The 21705-nt window shown below is 68.7% G+C and carries 19 protein-coding genes; 8 read left to right on the plus strand and 11 right to left on the minus strand.

Going from position 1 to position 21705, the window contains the following annotated elements; all coding sequences use genetic code 11:
• Position 1: 1 nt before the first annotated feature.
• From zwf to VHC63_11920, 3 genes are read right to left on the minus strand one after another with little or no spacing between them, the layout of a single operon-like run.
• Positions 2-1489, minus strand: coding sequence for a glucose-6-phosphate dehydrogenase (gene zwf, locus VHC63_11910; GenBank protein ID HVV37302.1), 1488 nt, complete (start codon positions 1487-1489; stop codon positions 2-4).
• Positions 1486-2415, minus strand: a complete 930-nt coding sequence (gene gnd / locus VHC63_11915; GenBank protein HVV37303.1) for a decarboxylating 6-phosphogluconate dehydrogenase — start codon at positions 2413-2415, stop codon at positions 1486-1488. Before gnd ends, zwf begins: the two co-directional genes overlap by 4 nt.
• Positions 2416-3777, minus strand: coding sequence for a hypothetical protein (locus VHC63_11920; protein ID HVV37304.1), 1362 nt, complete (start codon positions 3775-3777; stop codon positions 2416-2418).
• A gap of 23 nt (positions 3778-3800) precedes the next feature.
• Between VHC63_11920 and VHC63_11925 the strand changes: the two genes are divergently transcribed.
• On the plus strand, positions 3801-4673 hold the full coding sequence (locus tag VHC63_11925; protein HVV37305.1) for a phytanoyl-CoA dioxygenase family protein: 873 nt from the start codon (positions 3801-3803) through the stop codon (positions 4671-4673).
• On the opposite strand, the gene VHC63_11930 is transcribed toward VHC63_11925, so the two are convergent.
• Positions 4670-5101 (minus strand): PPOX class F420-dependent oxidoreductase, encoded by a 432-nt coding sequence (locus VHC63_11930; protein HVV37306.1) that lies wholly within the window; start codon positions 5099-5101, stop codon positions 4670-4672. The two genes, VHC63_11925 and VHC63_11930, sit on opposite strands and share 4 nt — an antisense overlap.
• A gap of 61 nt (positions 5102-5162) precedes the next feature.
• Entirely contained in the window at positions 5163-5996 is an 834-nt protein-coding gene (locus VHC63_11935) for a M15 family metallopeptidase (GenBank protein HVV37307.1), read from the minus strand.
• A gap of 82 nt (positions 5997-6078) precedes the next feature.
• Here VHC63_11935 and VHC63_11940 point away from each other — a divergent pair, with 82 nt between their 5' ends.
• The 4 genes from VHC63_11940 to VHC63_11955 are packed head-to-tail and all read left to right on the plus strand — an operon-like array spanning position 6079 to position 9649.
• The gene (locus VHC63_11940; GenBank protein HVV37308.1) at positions 6079-7005 is read left to right on the plus strand and encodes a zinc ABC transporter substrate-binding protein; all 927 of its coding nucleotides are present in this window, start codon (positions 6079-6081) and stop codon (positions 7003-7005) included.
• Positions 7006-7032: 27 nt separating this feature from the next.
• The gene (locus tag VHC63_11945; protein ID HVV37309.1) at positions 7033-7896 is read left to right on the plus strand and encodes an ABC transporter ATP-binding protein; all 864 of its coding nucleotides are present in this window, start codon (positions 7033-7035) and stop codon (positions 7894-7896) included.
• Positions 7896-8786 carry a metal ABC transporter permease gene (locus tag VHC63_11950; protein ID HVV37310.1) on the plus strand — a complete coding sequence of 297 codons (891 nt, stop codon included), beginning with the start codon at positions 7896-7898 and terminating at the stop codon, positions 8784-8786. Before VHC63_11945 ends, VHC63_11950 begins: the two co-directional genes overlap by 1 nt.
• Positions 8783-9649 (plus strand): metal ABC transporter permease, encoded by an 867-nt coding sequence (locus VHC63_11955; GenBank protein HVV37311.1) that lies wholly within the window; start codon positions 8783-8785, stop codon positions 9647-9649. The genes VHC63_11950 and VHC63_11955 overlap by 4 nt, the downstream gene beginning before the upstream one ends.
• Here the strand turns inward: VHC63_11955 and VHC63_11960 are convergent.
• Genes VHC63_11960 through VHC63_11975 form a run of 4 tightly spaced genes read right to left on the minus strand, consistent with a single transcriptional unit; the run spans position 9609 to position 14520 of the window.
• Positions 9609-10781, minus strand: a complete 1173-nt coding sequence (locus VHC63_11960; protein HVV37312.1) for a YibE/F family protein — start codon at positions 10779-10781, stop codon at positions 9609-9611. The genes VHC63_11955 and VHC63_11960 overlap by 41 nt on opposite strands.
• The gene (locus tag VHC63_11965) at positions 10778-11935 is read right to left on the minus strand and encodes a YibE/F family protein (protein HVV37313.1); all 1158 of its coding nucleotides are present in this window, start codon (positions 11933-11935) and stop codon (positions 10778-10780) included. The genes VHC63_11960 and VHC63_11965 overlap by 4 nt, the downstream gene beginning before the upstream one ends.
• Positions 11936-11952: 17 nt before the next feature.
• Positions 11953-13416, minus strand: coding sequence for an AMP-binding protein (locus VHC63_11970; protein ID HVV37314.1), 1464 nt, complete (start codon positions 13414-13416; stop codon positions 11953-11955).
• Positions 13417-13428: 12 nt separating this feature from the next.
• On the minus strand, positions 13429-14520 hold the full coding sequence (locus tag VHC63_11975) for an adenylate cyclase regulatory domain-containing protein (GenBank protein HVV37315.1): 1092 nt from the start codon (positions 14518-14520) through the stop codon (positions 13429-13431).
• 16 nt (positions 14521-14536) lie between these two features.
• Between VHC63_11975 and VHC63_11980 the strand changes: the two genes are divergently transcribed.
• On the plus strand, positions 14537-15517 hold the full coding sequence (locus VHC63_11980) for an aldo/keto reductase (GenBank protein HVV37316.1): 981 nt from the start codon (positions 14537-14539) through the stop codon (positions 15515-15517).
• Between the two features lie 64 nt (positions 15518-15581).
• Positions 15582-16907, plus strand: a complete 1326-nt coding sequence (locus VHC63_11985; GenBank protein HVV37317.1) for an acyl-CoA dehydrogenase family protein — start codon at positions 15582-15584, stop codon at positions 16905-16907.
• Here VHC63_11985 and VHC63_11990 read toward each other — a convergent pair.
• Entirely contained in the window at positions 16904-17344 is a 441-nt protein-coding gene (locus VHC63_11990; GenBank protein ID HVV37318.1) for a hypothetical protein, read from the minus strand. The genes VHC63_11985 and VHC63_11990 overlap by 4 nt on opposite strands.
• A complete protein-coding gene (locus VHC63_11995) occupies positions 17341-17796 on the minus strand; it encodes an Rrf2 family transcriptional regulator (GenBank protein ID HVV37319.1) in 456 nt (151 codons plus the stop codon). Before VHC63_11995 ends, VHC63_11990 begins: the two co-directional genes overlap by 4 nt.
• A 193-nt stretch (positions 17797-17989) precedes the next feature.
• Between VHC63_11995 and VHC63_12000 the strand changes: the two genes are divergently transcribed.
• The coding region (locus tag VHC63_12000) for a Calx-beta domain-containing protein (GenBank protein HVV37320.1) at positions 17990-21705 on the plus strand (3716 nt) is incomplete at its 3' end.

The raw sequence follows: 21705 nt of genomic DNA on the forward strand, positions 1-21705 counted from the left end.
GTCATGAACCGCAGCACGGTTCGTGCCAGGCGCGGCCCTCGTGCGCCAGCAGGCGATCGGCCTCTTTCGGACCCCACGTGCCGGCGCGGTAGTGCGCCAGTGGCGAGCGCCCTTCGGCCCAGGCGTCGAGGATCGGGTCGCAGATCTTCCACGCGTTGCGCACCTCGTCCTCGCGGATGAACAGCGTCGGGTCACCGACGAGCGCGTCGAGCAGCAGGCGTTCGTAGGCGTCGGGTGACTCTTCGGTGAAGGCGTCGGCGTAGGTGAAATCCATGTCGACGGTGCGCACGCGGAAGTCCTGCCCTGGCACCTTGGCGCCGAAGCGCAGCGTGATGCCGTCGTCGGGCTGCACGCGCACGACGAGGACGTTGGAGCCCAAGCCGGTCGCGTCCATCGCCTTGAACGGCAGATGCGGAACGTCTTTGAACTCCATGGCGATCTCAGTGGTGTGGGCCCGTAGTCGCTTCCCCGTGCGCACGAAGAAGGGCACGCCGTTCCAGCGCCAGTTGTCCACCATGAACCTTGCTGCCACGTACGTCTCGGTGTGGCTGTCAGGCGCCACGTCCTCTTCGTCGCAGTAGCCCTCGACCCGCTCGCCGAGAACCTCGCCGGGCCCGTACTGGCCGCGCACGGTGTAGTCGTTGACCTCGTCGGAGCTCATGATGTCGATGGCGCGCAGCACCTTGACCTTCTCGTCGCGGATCTCCTCGGGCTGGATGCGCGCCGGAGGTTCCATGGCAACGAGCGTCAAGACCTGCAGCACGTGGTTCTGCACGATGTCGCGCAGCGCACCGGCGGTCTCGTAGAAGCTGCCTCGATGACCGATGCCGAGCGTTTCGGCGACGGTGATCTGCACGTTGTCGATATAGCGCCGGTTCCAGATCGGCTCGAAGATCGCATTGGCGAAGCGCAGCGCCAACACGTTCTGCACGGTTTCTTTCCCCAAGTAGTGGTCGATGCGATACACGCTCGACTCGTCGAAGGCGGTGTGGACCGTGTGGTCGAGTTCCGTTGCGGTCTTGAGATCCCTCCCGTACGGCTTCTCGATGACGACGCGCACGAACGAACCGTGTTCGGATGGTTTGTTCATCGCCGCGCCACCGAGTCGCTCGACGATCGTCCCGAACACCGCCGGTGGTGTGGCCAGGTAGAAGATGCGATTGCCACCGGTCGCGCACGCGTTGTCGACCTCGCGCAGGACCTCGCCGAGATTGATGTACGTCAAGGGCGAGTGGTACTCGCCCGCCACGTAGCGCGAGCGACTGATCACGTCGCGCCAGCCGGCGCCGCCCTTCGGCGCGGCGTCGTGGAGCAGCTGGCGGAACTGCTCGTCGTTCATCTCGGACCGAGCCGTGCCGACGATGGCGAAGCCGTGCGGTAGCAGGCCGCCGGCGTGAAGACGCGCGAGCGCCGGGAGCAGTTTCCGCGTGGTGAGGTCACCCGACGCCCCCATGATGACGAAGGCCGCCGGCGGCGCCTGTCTTGTCATGATTTCGGGTCGGGGTGCTGTGCCTGGTCGGCGACGAGCACGGCGTGACCGCCGAACTGGTTACGCAGGGCGGCGAGCAGGCGGGGCGCGAACGCGTTGACGTCACGCGACGCGAAGCGGGTGTAGAGCGCGGCGGTGATGACGGGGAGGGGTACGGCGCGGTTGATGGCGTCCTCCACCGTCCAGCGGCCTTCGCCGGAGTCGGCCACGACGGGTTGGATGTCGTCGAGGGTGGCGTCGTCGGCGAGCGCCCGCTCGGCGAGGTCGAGCAGCCACGACCGCACCACCGACCCGTTGCGCCACACGTCGGCAATCTGGTGCAAGTCGAGGTTGAACTCCGACGCCGCGCCCAGCAACTCGAAGCCCTCGGCGTAGGCCTGCATCATCCCGTACTCGATGCCGTTGTGGACCATCTTCACGTAATGACCCGCGCCCGGCGGACCGACGTGGGCGAAGCCGTCGGGCGGCGCGAGGGCTTCGAAGATCGGCCGCGTGGTGGCGATGGCGTCGTCCGCGCCGCCGACCATCAGGCAGAAGCCGTTCTCGAGACCCCAGATGCCGCCGCTCACGCCGGCGTCGACGAAATGGATGCCCTTGAGTTGCAGCGCGGCGGCGCGGGCGACGCCGTCGGTGAAGCGTGAGTTGCCGCCGTCGATGATGATGTCGCCGCCCTGCAGGATCCCGGCGACGTGGTCGATGGTGTCTTGCGTCGGGCGACCGGCGGGCAGCATCAGCCACACGACGCGGGGCGCGTCGAGCTGCTTGATCGCGTCCTCGAGCGACGCCGCGGCGATGGCGCCGTCGCGCGCGAGTTCGGCGACGGCATCGGGATTGAGGTCGAAGCCCACGACTTCGTGGCCCGCCTTCATCAGGCGCCGGCTCATGCCCGCGCCCATCTTGCCGAGGCCCATCATGGCGAGTCGCATCTAGTTGATCTCCGCAAAGTCGTCGGCCGCGACGCGCAGCACGCGGCGACCGTGCTGCACGAGGCTCTGGTGGTCGCCGATCGCTTGCGCGTCGATGAGCGTGGCGAAGTCGTACCCGAATCCCGGAATCGGCAACGACGGTCGGGGCGAGCGTGGGACGATCTGCACCACGACCACGGTGTTCGGACCGCCCTTGTGCAGCTGCCCGGTCGAGTGCAAGAAGCGTGGGCCGAAGCCGGCGGTCACCGCCACGCCGCCGAGCGCGTCGCCGATCCGGTGACGCGTCTGGTCGAGGCCGAACGAGTCGCCGTAGGGCATGTAAGCCTGCAGCGACACGTAGTCGCCGGGTTGGACCTCCGTGCGCAGCCAGTCGATCACGCCGTCGGCCGGCGCCGTCTCCAACGTCGGCAACGGCAGCGCGTCGAGGACGCGCTGGGTGTTGGCCTTGCTCTCGGCCACGTTCGGTTCGTCGAACGGGTCGACGGCAATGGCGTGACCGGCAGCGGCCGTCGCCAACTCCCACCACACGAAGGCGCGCCCGAGGTCTTCGGGCGACGACAGCGTCACCGTCATCTCGTGGCGGTCAGGTCCGTGTTCGGGTTCCGTCGTCGGAACGGGCACGACGCCCTTGCCGTGCTTGCCCAAGCTCTCGGCGATCAGCTGCTCGACCCACAACCCGAACTCGCTGTAGGCCTCGGGCACCCGGATCGTCGCCTTGTCCTGCCCGGCCAAGGCGGCAGCGCCCATGTCGAGGCCGTGCTGCACCGCGTCGACGGCGTCGACGCTCGCGGCCGCCTCGAGCAGCGCGGCAACGTCGTAGCCGAGGAGCGCGGCGGGCACGAGACCGAAATACGACAGCACCGAGTACCGCCCGCCGATGTTCGGGTCGTTGCGGAACACACGACTGAACCGGCGCTCGGTGGCGAGGGCGTCGAGCCCGGTGCCGGGATCGGTGATGGCGACGTAGCGCGCCGGGTCGGGCTGGCGTTCCCAGCAGCGCGCCAGCAACGTCTGCACTTCGAGCGTGCCGCCGGACTTCGACGACACGAGGATCAGCGCGTCCGACAAGTCCTCGGTGGCGGCGGCGACCGTCGAGGGCTCGGTGGTGTCGAGCACCGTGAGGTGGTCGCTGAAGATGGCGGCGCGCAGTACTTCGGGCCCGAGCGAGGAGCCGCCCATGCCGAGCAGCACGACGCGGGAGCGCTCGACGCTGTCGGCCCACGCCCGCAGCTCAGTGGCCTCCGCCGCCAACCGCTCGGCGATCGTGAGCCACCCGAGGCGGGTGTCGGCCACGTTGGGTGACGGCCACAGCGCGGTGTCGCCACTCAGGAGCTGCTTGGCAATTTGAGCCGCATCGTCCATGACGGTGAACGTACCCTCCGCGCATGGCCTATGAATTCGCGGACGCGGCGCGCCAGTGGCAGGAAGAAGGTTGGGCCCTCGTGGAGGGGCTCGTGCCGACCGACGACGTCGACGCCGTCGCCCCTGAACTCGAGCGCCTCTACGCCGAGGACACCTTCGACGACTACAACCGCGCCAGCCGCTACGGGGACGGGACGCCGGTGGGCAAGCAGTTCCGGGGCAGCCAATTCGACGGGATGCGCGGGTTTCCCGTGCACGGCGGGCGCCGGCTCAACGACCTGTTCGTGCACCCGCGCATCGTCGAGTTCGCCCGCCATGCGCTCGCCGACGACGACCTGCGCGTCTACCAAGGGGCGGTGTGGGGCAAGTGGGCGGGCGCGATCAACTACGAGCAGCCGATCCACCAGGACGGCAATCACTCGCTGATCCCGGCGCGCATGGAGCCGGGTTACTGGCACATGGAGGCGTTCCTGTTCCTGTCCGACGTGGACGAGGACTGCGCCCCACCGCGGCTGGTGCCGCGCAGCCGGTCGAAGGTTTCCTACGACGAGTTGTACGAGCACGAAGTCGTCGCCACGGCCAAGCGGGGCACGCTGCTGGCGTACCGCTCCGACGTGTGGCACCGCGGCACCGATTTCGCGCGGGCGGACGCGTCGCGGTTCGTGATCGTCGTCGGCTACCGGCCGGCGGCCGCCGAGTGGTTCAGCTACGACGCCTACGGTCGCCTCGGCAACGACCCGACGTTCGCCCGCTTCGCCCGCGGCAAGACCCCCGAAGAGCTGGCGCTGTTCTCGATCCCGCGCCCGGGGCACCCCTACTGGAACGCGGCGATGGTCGACGCCTTCGAGGCGAAATATCCCGGGCTCGACGTGACGCCCTGGCGCGCCGCGCTCTAGTAGCCGCTGACGTTGGCCAGCGCGACGGTCTTGGTCGGCGTGATGCGGACGAGCAGTTCGCCGTCGACGCCGTTGCGCTGCCCGAATTCTGCGGCGCGCTCGGCGCCCATGTAGCGGCCGCCGATCTTCGTGGCCCACGCCACGAGGTCGTCGAGGTCACGCGAGACGACGGCGGTGCCCTTCACCATCACGAAGGAGTACGGCGGCGCCTGGTCGTCGACCACCATCGAGACGCGGCCGTCGCGCAGCAGCGCCTTGCCCTTGAGTGAGGATTCGTGGGTCGTGAAGACGATGTCGTCGCCGTCGAGCACGAACCAGATCGGCGTCACGTGGGGCGAGCCGTCCTGCATCGTCGTTGCCAGCTTCCCGGTGCGCGTGCCCTCGGAGAGGAAGGCGCGGCGCGCGTCGTCATTCATCGGAGCGGCCATCGCCCGAGACCGTAACCCCGGGCGCCTGCCTGGGTGGCTTGAGTTCGGACGACGCACGCGCCTAGTGACCAGTGGCGGTGAAGTGCATCCGGTCGACGGGGCTGCGCCAGGCGCCGCCCCAGCTCCAGCCGATTGACGCGAAGGCGCGCTGGACGACGTCGCCGGCGTAGACCATGCCGGGTCGATGGTTGGAGCGATCGAGGTAGGCCGACGCCAGTTCCGGCAGCACGATGTCACCCTTGCTGTAGGGGTTCTGGAACGGGTTGACGTCGATGGCGAGGCCGCTGGCGTGGGCCGAGAAGCTGGAAGTACCGCGGGAGTTTCGGCACACGAAGCCCGCCGTGTTGTTGCCGTCGCCCGTCGGGGGGGCGTCGAGATCGGCCGTGGTAGGCAGGCGCATTTCCTCGATCGGAAAACGGTGGGCGAACAAGGTGGCGAACACCTGCACCACGTTGTTCGCTTGTGACTGGTTGACGACCAGCTCTCCCGTGTGGGCGCGATCGTCGAAGCCCCAAAACGACACCGTCAGATATCGCAGCTCGCTCAGGGTGACGGGGCATCCGTCGTGATACGTCTCACCCATGCGGGTCCGGATCGCGTCACTGATCGGGCTGATGGTGGAGGCAAACGCACCCGACGACGGCGGCGGCAGCAGGTCCTTGGTCGGTAAGCGGCGGTCGACCAACGGCGCCGGCGTCGGCAGCATCTCGCCTAGCCCGTCGGGTCGCAGTGGCAAGGCGGTGGCTCCCACCACCCAGGCGGCGGTCGTCGTCGTGGTGGACGCCGGAGCGGTCGTCACGCGTGTCGACGTGGACGTCGCCGTCGAAGTCCCGCCGCGCCCGCACCCTCCGAGTCCCATCGCGATCACCAAGAGGACGGCGACGGGGACGCGCACCGCCGGATGGTACCCAGAGGGATTGTTCCCCCATCCGCGCCCCAGCTTGTAATGAGAATCATTCTCGCTTAGCTTACCGACCATGTCCCGTCTCTCACGCCGCCTGCTGGGCGGTATCGCGATATCCCTATGTGTCGTCCTCGCCCTGTCGGCCTGCGGCAGTGATTCGAAGTCGCCCAAGTCGGCGAGCGGCAAGTTGGCCGTGGTCGCGGCCGAGGACTTCTGGGGCAGCATCGCCACGCAACTCGGTGGCGATCGGGTCAGCGTCACCAGCCTCATCACCAACCCCGACACCGATCCCCATGACTACGAGCCGACGCCGGGCGACGGGCGCGAGATCGCCTCGGCGAAGTACGTCATCGTCAACGGCATTGGGTATGACGGGTGGGCCGACAAGCTCCTGAGCGCCAACCCGGTATCGGGTCGCGCCATCACCAAGGTCGGTGATCTCGTCGGGCTGAAGGAGGGCGACAACCCGCACCAGTGGTACTCGCCGACCACCGTCGAGAAAGTCATCACCGCCATCACTGCGGAGTACAAGAAGCTGCGCCCGGCCGACGCCGCGTACTTCGACCAGCAACATGACGCCTTCGAGTCGACGGGCCTCGCCGAGTACCACGCGGTGATCGCCGACATCAAGGCCAAGTACACCGGCACGCCGGTCGGCGCGTCCGAAAGCATCTTCGCCCCGCTCTCCACCGCCCTCGGTCTCGACCTGGTCACGCCGGAGTCGTTCCTCGACGCCATCGCCGAAGGCAACGATCCGACCGCGGCCGACAAGGCCACCGTTGACGAACAGATCGCGTCGAAGGCCATCAAGGTCTTCGTGTTCAACAGCCAGAACTCCACGCCCGACGTCCAGCGGCTCGTCAACGCCGCCAAGGCAAAGGCGATCGGCGTCGCGACCGTGACCGAGACGCTCACTCCGGAGGGTGCCACCTTCCAGGCGTGGCAGACAGCGGAACTGCGCGCCCTCGAGGCGGCGCTGGCAGCGGCAACCGGGAAGTAACGGTCGCCGCGCGAGATCATGGGCGCCGTGTCGATCGAACGAGCGAGCGGGCGTAGGTCGGAACCCGCTGCGGTCCCCGTCGCCGTACAACTGAGCGGCGCGTCGGTACGCGCCGGCGCGCGCACGATCTGGCGCGACGTCGACCTCACGGTGGGAACCGGCGAATTCGTTGCGATCCTCGGACCCAACGGTGTGGGTAAGTCGACGATGATCAAGGTGCTGCTCGGGCTGCAACCGCTGAGCGGCGGGACCGCGGTGGTCCTCGGTCGTCCCGCCGGCGAGACGCGTCACGAAATCGGATACCTGCCCCAGCGCCGCAGCTTCGACGCGGGGCTGCGGATCCGGGGCGTCGACGTCGTCCGCCTCGGCCTCGACGGCGACCGCTGGGGCGTGCCGTTGCCGCTGTTCGGGCGACAGCGCCATCGCGAGGCGCAGGCGCGCATCGAGGAAGTCATCGAGCTGGTCGGTGCGAGCGCCTACGCCGACCGCCCTATTGGGCAGATTTCCGGCGGCGAGCAGCAACGGCTCCTGATCGCTCAGGCTCTCGTCCGCCGGCCCAGGATGCTGTTGCTCGACGAGCCGCTCGACAGCCTCGACCTCCCCAGCCAGGCCGCAGTGGCCGGTCTCGTCGCGGACATCTGTCGCCAGCAGAACATGACCGTGATGCTCGTCGCCCACGACGTGAACCCCGTCGCCAGCTATCTCGACCGGGTGATCTACCTCGGACCCGGCGGCGCGGCGATCGGGGCGCCGCGCGACGTCATCACCAGCGCCACGCTTAGCGAGCTATACGGCACGCCCATCGAGGTCCTGTCGGCCTCCGACGGAAGGCTGGTGGTGGTCGGTCACCCCGAGCCGCCGGCCCACCACCACGACCGGCACTCCCACTGATGCTCGCGGGGGTCAACCCGGAGCTGAGCTGGAACGTCGCGCGCGACCTTCGCCAGCTCTTCGAGTACCCCTTCATGGTCAACGCGTTCCGCGCCGGCACGATCGCGGCGGTCACCGCGGGCTGCGTTGGCTGGTTCATGGTGTTGCGCCGCCAGTCCTTCGCCGGCCACACCCTGGCCGTGGTTGGCTTTCCCGGCGCGGCCGGCGCCGTCCTCATCGGCGCCAGCGCCAATCTCGGTTTCTTCGCGTTCTGCCTTGCCGCGGCACTGGTCATCGCCGCGCAGCCGCAGTCGGGCCGCCGGTCCTTCAGCGAGGAGTCGGCCGTGATCGGCACCGTCCAAGCCTTCGCCCTGGCGTGTGGGTTCCTGTTCGTGTCGCTGTACCGGGGCAACCTCAACGGCATCAACGCCCTGCTGTTCGGCAGCTTCCTCGGCATCACGACGGCGGGTGTTGTCTGGCTCGCGTCGATCGCGACCGCAGGACTGATCGCGTTGGCGGTGGTGGCGCGCCCGCTGTTGTTTGCCTCTGTCGACCCCGACGTGGCCACGGCGAGCGGAGTACCGGTGCGGCTCCTGTCGGCGGTGTTCCTCGTGCTGCTGGGCGTGGCCGCTGCGGCCACCAGCCAGATCACGGGCTCGCTGCTGGTGTTCGCGCTCCTCGTGCTGCCTGCGGCCACCGCGCAGCGAATCACCACCAATCCCGTGTTCAGTGTCGGGCTGACCGTCGCGCTCGCCCTGGGTGTCACGTGGTCGGGCCTCGCGCTGGCGTACTACTCGAGCTACCCGATCGGGTTCTACGTCACGACGGTCGCGTTCGGCGCGTACCTGATCGCAGTCGTGCTCACCGCGGCTGTGCCGCGTCGATCCCGTCGAGTGCTGCAGGCGTCGTGATCGCTTCGCTCAACCCCGTCGTCGGGCTCGGCCACATGCTCAGCCACCCCTTCATGCGCCACGGGCTGGTCGCCGGCACCGCGATCGCGGCCACCGCGGGGTTGATCGGGTACTTCCTCGTCCTGCGCAGCCAGATCTTCACCGCTGACGCGCTGAGCCACGTCGCCTTCACCGGGGCGTTGATCGCGCTCACGCTCGGTGTCGACGCTCGCCTCGGGTTGTTCGCCGCCACCATCGGCACGGCGCTGTTGCTCGGCGCCATCGGACCGCAGGGACGCGCCGACGACGTCACGATCGGCGCCACGTTCGCCTGGATTCTGGGTCTCGGCGTCCTGGCGCTGTCGATATTCACGACGGGACACAGCACCGGTCACGGCACTGCGGGCGTCAGCGTCTTGTTCGGGTCCATCTTCGGACTCGACGCCGCCGCGGCGCGCACCGCGGTCGTGATCGCCATCGTCCTACTCGCCGGTGGGATCGTCATCGCGCGCCCACTGCTGTTCGCCAGCCTCGACGGAAACGTCGCATCGGCGCGCGGTGTGCCCGTGCGCATCCTTGGCTACGTCTTCCTCGCCCTGGTGGGCGCAACGGCAGCTGAAGCGACCCAGGCCGTCGGGGCCCTGCTGATCCTGGGGCTCCTCGCGGGACCCGCCGGCATCGCGATGCGCCTGACCGCGCGGCCCTATCGCGGAATGGCGCTTGCCGTTGCCGTAGCCGTGGTCGCACTCTGGGCCGGGATGACGTTCAGCTACGTCGTGCCGAAGGTGCCGCCCAGCTTCGCCATCCTCGCCGTCATCACCGCCGGGTACCTCGGCACCGCCGCTAGTGGAGGTCGGCTTCGGCCTCGACGTGCGGGCGCGTGACGACGTACGCGGCGAGCGCGGTCGTGATCGGCACCGACGCGATCAAGCCGATGCTGCCCACGAGGGTGCGCACGATCTCGACGGCGACGACTTCGCTGGTCAGCACTTGGCGCAGGTGCACATTCGATTGCGTGAAGTAGATGAGCAGCGGCAGCGACGCGCCGGCGTAGGCGAGCACCAAGGTGTTGACCGTTGACGCGATGTGGTCGCGTCCGACGCGCTCAGCGGCGAGATACAGGGTGCGGGCGTCGTACTCGTCGTTGGCGCGCCGCAGTTCCCACACCGCGGATACCTGCGTGACCGTCATGTCGTCGAGCACGCCGAGCGAACCGATGATGATGCCGCCGAGCAACAGGCCTTGCAGGTTGATGCTCGATGCCGCGGCCGAGAGGTAGGCGGCGTCCTCGTCGGCGAGTCCGGTGAGCTTGCTTGCCTGGACGAAGATCCACGCGAGCGCCGCAATCAACGCGAGACTGGCCAGCGTGCCGAGGACGGCGACGGTGGTCTGGGTGTTGAATCCGCCGGTGACGTAGAGCACCACCAGCATGATGAAGGCGGCGCCGACCAGCGCTACGGCGATCGGGCTGTGGCCGTGCAGGACCGACGGGATCACGAAGGCGACCAGGGCGACCAGGCTCGCCACCAGGGCGGCGAGGGCGCGCAGCCCGCTCACGCGGCCGAACACGACGGCGGCGCCCACGAACAACAACCCGAGCACCAGCAGCGGGAAGTCGCGGTCATAGTCGGCGAAGAAGTACGAGCGCCCGCCGCCGTCGGTCGACGAACCCACGACGACGCGGTCGCCGAGGTGGATCGCTGGCCCGGCGGTGCCACTCGACTGCAGCGTCACAATCGCACCCTTGTGCGGGCCGTCCCGCAGGCGCACCTGTACGACCCGGCAGTCGCCGTTCGCGCAATCACCGGAGTCGACGGACACGACGGTGGCCTTGATCAGTTTCTGGCTACCGAAGACGTCGGTCAGGTTCGGCCCGCGCCCGTGGGGCCACAGCACCACAATGCCGACCAGCACGATGACGGCAAAGGGCACGACGGTGAAGGTCAGCCGTCGCGCCAGGGGAGCGGGAATGTGGAGGTTGCCGCCGTCGCGGCCGTGTGTATGGCCGGCGCTCACGGGGTGTCGTCGGCGCGCACGAGCACGGCGACCGCCAGGGCGGTCGTGACGGGCACGGCGATGATGAGGCCGATCGAGCCGATCAGCGCGCGGCTGATCTCGACCGCCACGACCTCACGGTTCAGCACCTGCGCGACCGCGCGTCCCTCCTGGAAGAAGAACAGCAGCAGCGCCAGCGCGGCACCGACGTAGGCGAGCACGAGGGTGTTGACGGTCGACGCGACGTGATCGCGACCGATGCGCACGGCGGCGCGGTACGTATCGCGCCCCGTCATTTCGGGATTGGCGGCGCGCAACTCGTTGACGGCCGAGACCTGGGTCACCGTCACGTCGTCGAGGACGCCGAGGGCGCCGATCACGATGCCGGCGACGAGGACGCCGCGGGGGTCGAGCGAACTCGCCGTCACCCGCAGCAGCTGGAACGACTCGTCGGAGAGGCCGGTCAAGTTCGCCAGGGCGGTGAACATGACGGCCATCGCCGTGATGAGACCCACCGACGCGAACGTGCCGATCAACGCGACCGTTGTCGCGCGGGTCACCCCGTGCGCGATGTAGAGCGCGGCGAAGCCCACGACCGACGTCGTAATCAGGGCGGCGAGCGTGGAGTTGTGGTTGTTCAGCAACGCCGGCAGCAAGAACAGCACGACCACGGCGCCGCTGACGGCCAGGCCGGCCAGGGCGCGCACGCCTTTCCAACGCCCGAAGCCGATCACCACCACCACGAACGCGACGAAGAGGCCGAGCAGCGGCGTAGAGCGGTCGAACTCGACGAACGAGTAGCGGTAGGCGGCGGGAGCGTACGGGTTGTACGAGAGCACGACCCGGGCACCGGTGTGGATCGTCGGGACGGAGAAGTCGATATTCGAGACGCGGAACGAGCCCGTCAGGCCGTGGCTCACGCCGGAGATCACGCGCACGGAGTACCGCTTGCAGTGCGTCGGCAGGTTCTCGTCGGGGTCGAGGCAACTGATCGTGGTGGCGCCCGTTACCTTCGCCTTGACGTAGGGCAACGTGTTGCCTTGCTCGTTGAGCTTTGGCAGCCCGCCGCTGGGCCACAGCGCGATGAGACCGACCACGGTCGCCAGCGCGATCGCCGCGACGATCCCGAAGAGCGTGCGGTCGAGCACGGGCAGGGCCCGCAGCCGTTCTCTCACGCGTGCAGTCTTACGCGCTAGTTGGGAATGCGCTGGGCGCGCAGTTCGCTGCGCCGCACCTTGCCGGCGTCGTCGCGCAACGGCTCGCTGACGAGTTCGAAGGTGCGCGGGACCTTGTAGCGCACGAGACGTTCGGCGAGGAACGACTTCACGTGCTCCGCGTCGAACGTCGAAGCGTTCGCCTGCACGATGGCGTGCACGCGGTTGCCGAGGTCGTCGTCGGGCAAGCCGATGACGGCGCAGCTCTCGACCGCCGGGTGCTCCTGCAGCGCCGCTTCGACTTCGGCGGGATACACGTTGGCGCCGCCGCTGAGGATCATGTCCGACAACCGGTCGCCGAGATAGAGGTAGCCGTCGGCGTCGAGGTAACCGGTGTCGCCGAGGCTCTCCCAGCCGCCGTCGCGCTGGCGCGCCTGCGCCCCGATGTAGCGGTACGTCGGCGTCTCGCGCGCCGAGCGCATCCACACCTCGCCCATCTCCCCCGGCGGCAGCTCGTTGCCGTCCTCGTCGGTGATCATCACCTGGCCCGGCGGCACGCGGCCCACCGACCCGCGGTGCGCCAGCCATTCGGGTCCGGTGATGATCGTCGCCATCTGCGCCTCGGTACCGGCGTACAGCTCCACGATCTTCTCGGCGCCCAGCCACTCGATCCACGCCTCCTTCAACCACACCGGACATGGCTCGGCGAGGTGCCACACGACGCGCAGCGACGACAGGTCGTAGGCCTCGCGCTCGTCGATCGGCAGGCGCCAGATGCGCTTCATCATCGTGGGCACGACGTAGACGACATCGCCGCGGTGCTCCTCGATGGCCGCCAGCGTGGCGTGCGCGTCGAAGCGCGGCAGCAGCACGACGTGGTTGCCCCACAGCAGCGCCTGGCACGTCCACACCACGGGGGCGTTGTGGTACAGCGGGCCGGGCATCACCATGCAGCCGTCGCGCTGGGTCATCAGTGGCGGCGCGGCGTCGGGGTCCATCGCCGCCGGGTCGCCCGACACGATCAGCTTGGGGCGACCCGTCGAGCCGCCCGACGTCGGCGCCTTCCACGCCGGCGAGATCTTGTCGGGCAGCGGCTCGGTGTCGCCCGACGGTGCGGGGTTGTCGCGCAGCCATTCGCTCACCTTGAACAGCGGGCGCGACGACGTCGGCGTGGCGTCGGTACCGATCACGAGCGGCGGGTTCGCCAACTCGATGATCGCCTCGAGCTCGACGGCCGGCAGCCGGTACGACACCGGCTGGGGCGTGGCGCCGAGTTTCCACAGGGCGAGCGCGGTCACGTACCAGTCGATCGAGTTGGGCAGCGCCATGGTGACGAGGTCGCCCTCGCCGACGCCGAGGTCGCGCAGGTGGCGTGCCAGCGTATCGGCGCGCGTTTCGAGCTGGGCGCGGGTGATCTGTCGCCCGTCGCAGGTGACCGCGACGCGGTCGGGGGCTTCGTCGGCGAGTTGCTTCAGACGTGCGGGAAACGAGATCGGCGCCATCGGCAGCGATGTCTAGTTGGGCGGCGTGCTCGCTTGCTCGACGCGCCACAGCGTCACCGGAGCGTCCACGCCCTTGAGGTCGAACGTTCCCTTTTCCACGCAGCGCCACGCACCGGCGTCGAGCAGCCCCACGACGTCTTCGGTCACCAGCACTTCGTTCGCCTGTGCCACGCTGATGGCGCGCGCGACGAGGTTCACGAGCGCGCCGAAGTAGTCGCCGCCGCGCGCCACCACCGGACCGAAACCCGCGGCGGCCGTCGCCCGCGGCAGTTCGCCGTCGGCGGCGGCGAAGCGCACCAGCTCGGTTGCGACCTGCAACGCGGCCGCCGCGCTTGGTGCGACGATCATCGCTTCGTCGCCGATGAGCTTCACCAGGCGGCCGCCGTGCGCGACGGCGATCTCCCAGGCGGCGCGTTCGAAACGCGCCAGCACCCGGGCGTGAACCGCCGGCGACACCGACGCCGTCCAGCTCGTGAACGCCACGAGGTCGACGAAGACAACCCCGAGGCGCAGATCGGCGTCGTTCACCCGGGTGGCGAAGTCGAGTTCCTTGCCGGCGTGCTCCGTCATGACGTGACCGATCAGCGGCGGCAAGGCGTTCCACGCGGCGTTCGACACCTCGTTGGCCATCGACAGCTCGAGTTCCGTCGCCCGGCCTTCTCGGTCAGCACTCGACGACATCATCGATCGGCCCGCCTCGATGAGCCGCAGCACGGCGGCTCCGAGCACGCGGACGAACTCGTTCACGGCCGCCGGCTCGAACGACGCCTTCGCCAGCGCGAACAACGCGAGGTCTTCGACGACGGTGTCGGGCAGCGACGCGTCGTCGTCGTCGACGACCGGCCAACCGAGCGCGGCGCGCAACTCCCTGACGTCCTCGATCGGCACGCCGGCCGCAACCGCCGCTTGTCGCGCGCTGATGAACGTCGGCGCTTCCATTGCGAGCGACGCCGCGATCACGTACGGCGGTGTCTGTTGTGCCATCGCGATGATGTCGTCGAGGGCGAAGCGCGACGCCAGATGCTCGAGCAATTCGCGGCGCTCGTCGGCCCGCGGCGCGTCCCGGTCGTACAGTCCAGCGGCGGCGAACTCGTCGAGCGACACGGGCTAGAACTCTTGCATGGCAGAGATGATCTATCGACGGTTGGGACGCTCGGGCTTGCAGGTGAGCGTGTTGAGCTTCGGTTCGTGGGTGAGCTTCGGCCCGCAGATCGACGTCGACAAGGCGGTCGACTGCCTCGCCGCCGCGCAGGCGGCCGGCTGCAACTTCTACGACAACGCCGAGGCGTACGCCGCGGGCGAGTCCGAGCGCATCATGGGCCAGGCCTTCGACAAGCTCGGCTGGGACCGCGAGTCCTTCGTGGTGTCGTCGAAGTTCTTCTGGGGCCTCGCCGAGGGACCGAACCGGCGCAACACGCTCAACCGTAAGTACCTGTTCCAGGCGGTCAACGGTTCACTGGCGCGCTTCGGCCTCGACTACCTCGACCTGATCTTCTGTCACCGCCCCGATCCGCACACGCCGATCGAGGAGACGGTGTGGGCCATGAGCGACCTCATCGACCAGGGCAAGGCGCTGTACTGGGGAACGTCGGAGTGGTCGGCGGACGAGATCCGCGCCGCGTGGGACGTCGCTGACAAACGCAACCTGCACAAGCCGGTGATGGAACAGCCGCAGTACAACCTCTTCGAACGCAAGAAGGTCGAGCGCGAGTACGCCCGGCTCTACGACGACATCGGGCTCGGGCTCACGACGTGGTCACCACTCGCGAGCGGCCTGCTCACCGGCAAGTACATCGACGGCGAGATCCCGTCGGACAGCCGCGGCGCGCTGCCGGGCTACGAGTGGCTCCAGAACATGCTGAAGGACCCGAAGCGCAACGAGTCGGTGAAGCAGCTGCGCGACGTCGCCACCGAGCTCGGCTGCACGCTGGCCCAGCTGTCGATCGCCTGGTGCGCGGCCAACGAGCACGTTTCGACGGTCATCACCGGCGCCAGCCGGCCCGAGCAGGTCGTCGACAACTTCGGCGCCCTCGACGTGCTGCCCAAGCTCACGCCCGAGGTCCTCGGTCGCATGCGCGAGATCACCGGCCTCTTCCGGTAGCGGACAACTCCGCACACAGCGGCGGCAACTTGACCGTTCGGTCAAGTTTTGACAACGTTGCCGCATGGCTGTCACTGAGACCACCGACACGCGCTCCGGCGCCGAGATCCTCGACGAGCTTCAGGCGTGGCTGGACGAGAATTGGGACCCCGATCTCACCGTCGCCCAGTGGTGGGAAAAGCTCGGTACCGCCGGCTGGTCGGCACCGACGCTGCCCAAGAACGCCTACGGCCGTGAGCTCAGCCGCGCCGACGCCGTCGCCGTCGCCAACGCCATCGCCGAATACGGCGCCCTCGGTGCCCCGAGCGGCCTCGGCCTGCTCCTCGCGGCGCCCACCATCGCCACCCACGGCAATCAGGAACAGATCGACACGCTGGTGCGCGACATCGTCACCGGCCAGAAGGCGTGGTGCCAGCTGTTCTCCGAGCCCGGCGCCGGCTCCGACCTCGCCGGTTTGACGACCAAGGCCGTCAAGGACGGCGAGCAGTGGATCATCAACGGCCAGAAGGTGTGGACGTCGATGGGCCAGACGGCGGATATGGGAATGCTCCTCGCCCGCACCAACCCCGACGCCCCGAAGCACCAGGGCATCTCGTGGATGGCCATCGACATGCACCAGCCCGGCGTCGACGTGCGCCCGCTCGTCGAGATGACGGGCCACGCCATGTTCAACGAGGTCTTCATCTCCGACGCCATCGTCCCCGAGAACTGGGTCATCGGCGACGTCAACAACGGCTGGGCGGCGGCCAACACGACCCTCGCCAACGAGCGCGCCGGTCTCGGCGCCGGCGGAGGCGGTGCGGGTGCGAGCGCCATGCCCGGCACGATCGCCAAGAACCTCGAGATGCGCGCCGGCGACTTCGTCCAGGCCCGCACCGAGTCGCGCGCGGCGCGTCCCCGCGGCGGCACGCGCCAGTCGAGCGCCCAGATGCTGATCGGCATGGCCAAGGGCAACGGCAAGGCGAACGACGCCTCGATCCGCCAGGGCCTCGCCAAGCTGCACACCCTCGGTGAGATCGGCCGCCTCAACGCCGAGCGCCTCAAGGGCGTGCGCGCCCGCGGCGGCGACATCCCCGGCATGGCCAACATCGCCAAGCTCGGCCAGTCCGAGATCGTGCGCACGCAGCGCGACCTCGGCCTCGCCATCCTCGGCCCGAGCGGCATGCTGCACGCCTACAAGGACGAGCAGCGCGAGGTCAACGACAAGGCCACCGGCAATCCGTTCCTCGGCATGATCACGATGAGCGCCCTGTACGCGCAGGCGCCGCCGATTTACGGCGGTACCGACCAGATCCAGCGCAACATCATCGGCGAGCGCGCCCTCGGTCTGCCCAAGGAGCCGGGTCCCGACCCGGCGACGCCGTTCTCCGAACTGCCCAAGAACGCCTAAGTAGCGTCCTTCCTGTCGGCGCGGTGCAAGTCCGCGTCGGCGACTTCCCACGGCTCGAGGGGGTGGATGAGCATGTCGACGGCCATCCAGGTCGTGCGCGACATCGGGAACAGGATCAGCGGCGGTAGCAGCGCGAGCGCGATGGCGACAGTCAGATACGGCCCGATACGCATGTCGGGGTTGTTGATGACCTTGGCGGCGAACCACAGCAGGTACAGCGCCAGCAGCGACTCGCCGAGCGCGGTGTTCATCACGTAGCCGCCGAGCCAGAACCCGCCGTTCGACTCGCGGTCGATCTTGTAGCCGCAGGTCGGGCAGCGCTCCTTGAGCTTGAACCAGTGCACGAACAGCTTCCCGCCGCCACAGCGCGGGCAGCGCACCCGCACGCCGCGCCACAGCATGAGCATCGGCTTGCCGTCGCGCTTGATGGTGTTCACCGCGCTTGCCAGTTCTCCGGGTTGGCGGCGAGGTCGGCAACCCGCTTGGGCAATTTGCCGCTGGCGATGTCCGCGAGGGTCACGTTGTCGAGTACCCCGCGCAACGACGCGCGAGCCGCCACCCACACCTCTTGGAGGTGGGCGGCGGGGCCTTCGTAGGACGCCGCTTCGGGGCGCACCCCGCGCACCTCCGCCAGCGGGCCGTCCACCAGGCGCAGCACGTCCGCGGCGCTGATCTCCGCCGCGGGGCGGGCGAGTCGGTACCCGCCTTCGGACCCGCGCTGGCTGCGCACCAGCCCGCCCCGGCGGAGGTCCACGAGGATGTTCTCGAGGAACTTCACCGGCAGCGACTGCGCCGACGCCAGCTTGTCGGCGGTGAGTGGGCCGCCGTCGTGTGCGGCCAGGGTGAGCAACGCCCGCATGGCGTACTCCGCTTTGGCGGTGATGTGCACGGGTGTGAGTCTGCCTCAGACAGCAGAAAAACCCTCTAGCTCTGGGAGAGGTCAACGCTGTGAGGTCAAAGAATTGGCGCGTTTGTCGGGCGTTTGGGGGCGCTTTGTGAGAAACTGCCGGTTGCTTTTCCTGCTGGGGCAGGGGCCCTCACCGGGGGTGGGGACAGGGCTTGAAGGAGACAACGTGCCGAATGTGTTCAGGGCCACCGGTTCGCGCCGGGGCCGCATCGCCATTGCTGCCTTTGCGGCGGTGGCCCTCGTAGCCGGCGTCGGCTTGCCGCGTTTGGTGGCCCAAGCCAACGGCTCACCGACGGTCGACGTCAACCCGGCGCCGACGTTCACCAACCACAACGCCAACGTGACCGAGGGCAACTTCGGCAACTCGCCGGTCGTGGTCACCTTCGCGCTGTCACAGGACAACACCAGCTCGGTGACGGTCCACTACACGACGGGCGCGCAGGGCGATACGGCAACCAACGGCGTCGACTACGTCGACCAGAGCGGCGACGTCGTCTTCGCCCCGCACGAGACGTCGAAGAACGTCGTGTTCAACGTCAAGGGCGACACGATCGACGAGGGCAACGAAGTCTTCACCGTCGCGCTCGGCACGGTCACCAACGGCAACGGCGGAACGTTCGTGGCGGGGTCCAACGGCACGGTCACGATCCAGGACGACGACGCGGCTCCGGGTCTGAGCCTGCCCGATACCTCGCAGGTCGAGGGCAACACCGGTGACACCGTCAACATGAAGTTCACCGCGTCGCTGTCGGCCAAGGCCGGCTCCGACCAGACCTTCTACGCCTTCACCCACGACCCGACCAACGACACCGATCCGAACACGCCGGGCGTGCAGCCCCCGCTGGCCGCCACCGCCGGGACCGATTACACCGCATTGGCCGGCACTCCGGTCACGATCCACGCCGGCGACCTCTCCGCCGATGTTCTGGTGCCGATCACGCCCGACACCAAGGACGAGTTCGACGAGTGGGTCGAGCTGCGGCTGAAGGCGACCAACGACGTCAACGCCGCCAACGTGGCGATGGCGGAGGGCAAGATCGTCGACGACGACGCCCTGGCGCGCCTCGACGTCGCCGACCCCGCGGCGGTCACCGAGAACGACACGCCGTGCGGGCACACCCTCGACGCCCAGCAGACCTGCACCGTCAACATGACTTTCACCGTCACGCTGACTCCCGCGTCGAACAAGCGAGTCGTCGTCGACTACGCCACGGCGGACCGGACGGCCACGTCGGGCTCGACGGATGCCAACGCCGACTACATCGCGACCAGCGGCAGCGGTGACCCGGCTGCGAGTCCGACCCCGGGTACCGGTCTCGAGTTCATGCCCGGCGAGACGTCGAAGACGGTCACGGTCCCGATCCGGGGCGACAACAACACCGAGGGCGACGAGTCGTTCGTGCTCAACCTCTCCAACGCCAGCAACGCGGCGATCGGCGACGGCCAGGCACAGGGCCTCATCCACGACGACGACACCGGCAGCATCCCGACCGTCAGCGTGAGCGACGCCCCGACCGTGAGCGAGTCCGGTGGCCCGTCGACGTTCACGATCACGGTCAACCGCCCGCCGCTCAACACCGCGTCGGTGCCGGTCTGCTACCAGACCGCTGACGGCCCCCAGGACCCGGCAACGGGCGCGGCTGCCGTGGCGGGTTCCGACTACACCGCCGCCAGCACGTGCGTCACGATCAACGCGCTGCAGACGACGGCGACCGTCACCGTGCCGTTGGTCAACGACACGAAGCACGAATCCGACGAGTACTTCCAGCTGCAGCTGACCGGCGCAGGCAACGCGTCGATCACGGACGCGGTCGGCCAGGCCAAGATCACCGACGACGACGCCGCGCCCACGCTGTCGATCGCCGACAAGACGGTGACGGAAGGCAACACGGGCCTGAGCCCGAGCACGGCAGCCAGCCTCACGGTCACGCTGTCGGCCGCGTCAGGCCAGGAAGTCGACGTCGACTGCACGACGCCCCAGCCGAACAGCGGCAACGCGACGGCCGACACTGGCGACGGCAAGGGCGATTACGTGGTCACCGCGACGAAGGTCGTGTTCGCGCCGGGCGAGACGTCGAAGACCTGTGACGTTCCCGTCGTGGGCGACACCGTCGACGAGGACAACGAGACCGTCGACGTCCAACTGACCAACCAGTCCGGCGCCGGTATCAGTGATGGCGACGCGACGCTGACGATCACCGACGACGACAACGCACCGACGATCTCGATCGGCAACACGACGGTGACGGAAGGGTCGAGCACAAACACGACGGCCACGTTCGGCGTTTCGCTGAGCAACCCGTCGTCGAAGCCGATCACCGTCCACGTCGCGACCGCTGATGGAACGGCGAAGTCGCCGGGTGACTACACCACGGGCTCGGCCAATCTCACGTTCGACCCGGGCGCGACTCGGGCCGACTTCGACGTGACGGTCATCGCCGACACTCTCGACGAGCCGAACGAGACGTTCACCGCCACGATCAGCTCGCCAAACGGCAACGCCACGCTGGGTACACCGGCGACGGGCACCGCCACGATCATCGACGACGACGACGCGTCGGCGCTGTCGATCGACAACGCCACGGTGACCGAGGGCAACAGCGGCACCACCAACGCGACGTTCCACGTCACACTCGCCCCGGCCAGCGGCCAGACCGTCACCGTGCACTACGCCACGGCCGACGGCACCGCCACCCAGCCCGACGACTACACCGCGACGTCGGGCGATCTCACCTTCAACCCGGGCGACACGACCAAGTCGCTCACGGTTCCGGTGAAGGGCGACACGACGGTCGAGCCCGACGAGGGCTACACGGTCACGCTCAGCTCGCCGACCAACGCCACAATCTCGGACGGCACGGGCAACGGCACCATCACCAACGACGACACGGAGGGGACGACGACCACCACGACGCCGGGCGAGACCACCACGACGTCGACGACCGTTCCGCACACGGCGCATCCGCAGATCACCACCGGCGCCGGTCCGGGCGGCGGTCCGCACATCCAGTCGTTCTCCGTCGGCAGCACGACCGCCACCGTCGGATTCATGGACGGCAACACGTCGGCGGGCAAGCGCGTCGCGCGCGGTGACGTCACCGGCGACGGCGTCGACGAGATCATCACCGGGTCCGGCCCCGGCGATCCCGCGGTGCTGTCGGTGTACTCGGCCACCGGTCAGTTGCTGACCTCGACGTTCGCCTACGCCGGCGGCCAGTTCCGCGGCGGCGTGTTCGTGGCCGCCGGTGACATCGACGGCGACGGCGTCGACGAGATCATCACCGGAGCGGGTCCGGGTGGCGGTCCGCACGTCATCGTGTGGAAGGTCAACGGCCAGACGCTCACGCCCGTCGACGGTGGCTTCTTCGCCTACAGCGCGGACTGGCACGGTGGCGTCACGGTTGCGACCGGCGACGTCACTGGCGACGGCAAGGACGAGATCATCACCGGCCCGGGTGCCGGTGGTGGCCCCGACGTCGAAGTGACGACCGGTACCAAGGGCGAGGGCCGCACCCGCTTGTTCGGGTTCATGGCCTACATCGACCCCAACGCCCAGCCCAACTGGAACGGCGGCGTCAACGTCGCCGCCGGTGACGTCGACGGCGACGGCAAGGCGGAAATCGCCGTGGTGCCGTGGTCGGGCGGCGGTCCGCACCTGCGGCTGTTCAACCACGACGGCACGCTGCGCAACGGCGGCGTCATGGTCGGCAGCGCATCGTTCCCCGGCGGCCTCACCGTCGCCATGGGTGACCTCAGCGGCGACGGCCACGCCGAGATCGTCGTGGGCGTCTGGACCGGCACCAACCGGGTCAAGGTCTACACCGGTGATCTGGTCCCGACCAGCGTCGACTTCAAACCGTACGGCGAGTTTGGCGGCGGCAACTTCGTCGC

The sequence above is a fragment of the Acidimicrobiales bacterium genome, assembly GCA_035546775.1.
In the GTDB taxonomy this organism is placed as follows: domain Bacteria; phylum Actinomycetota; class Acidimicrobiia; order Acidimicrobiales; family JACCXE01; genus JACCXE01.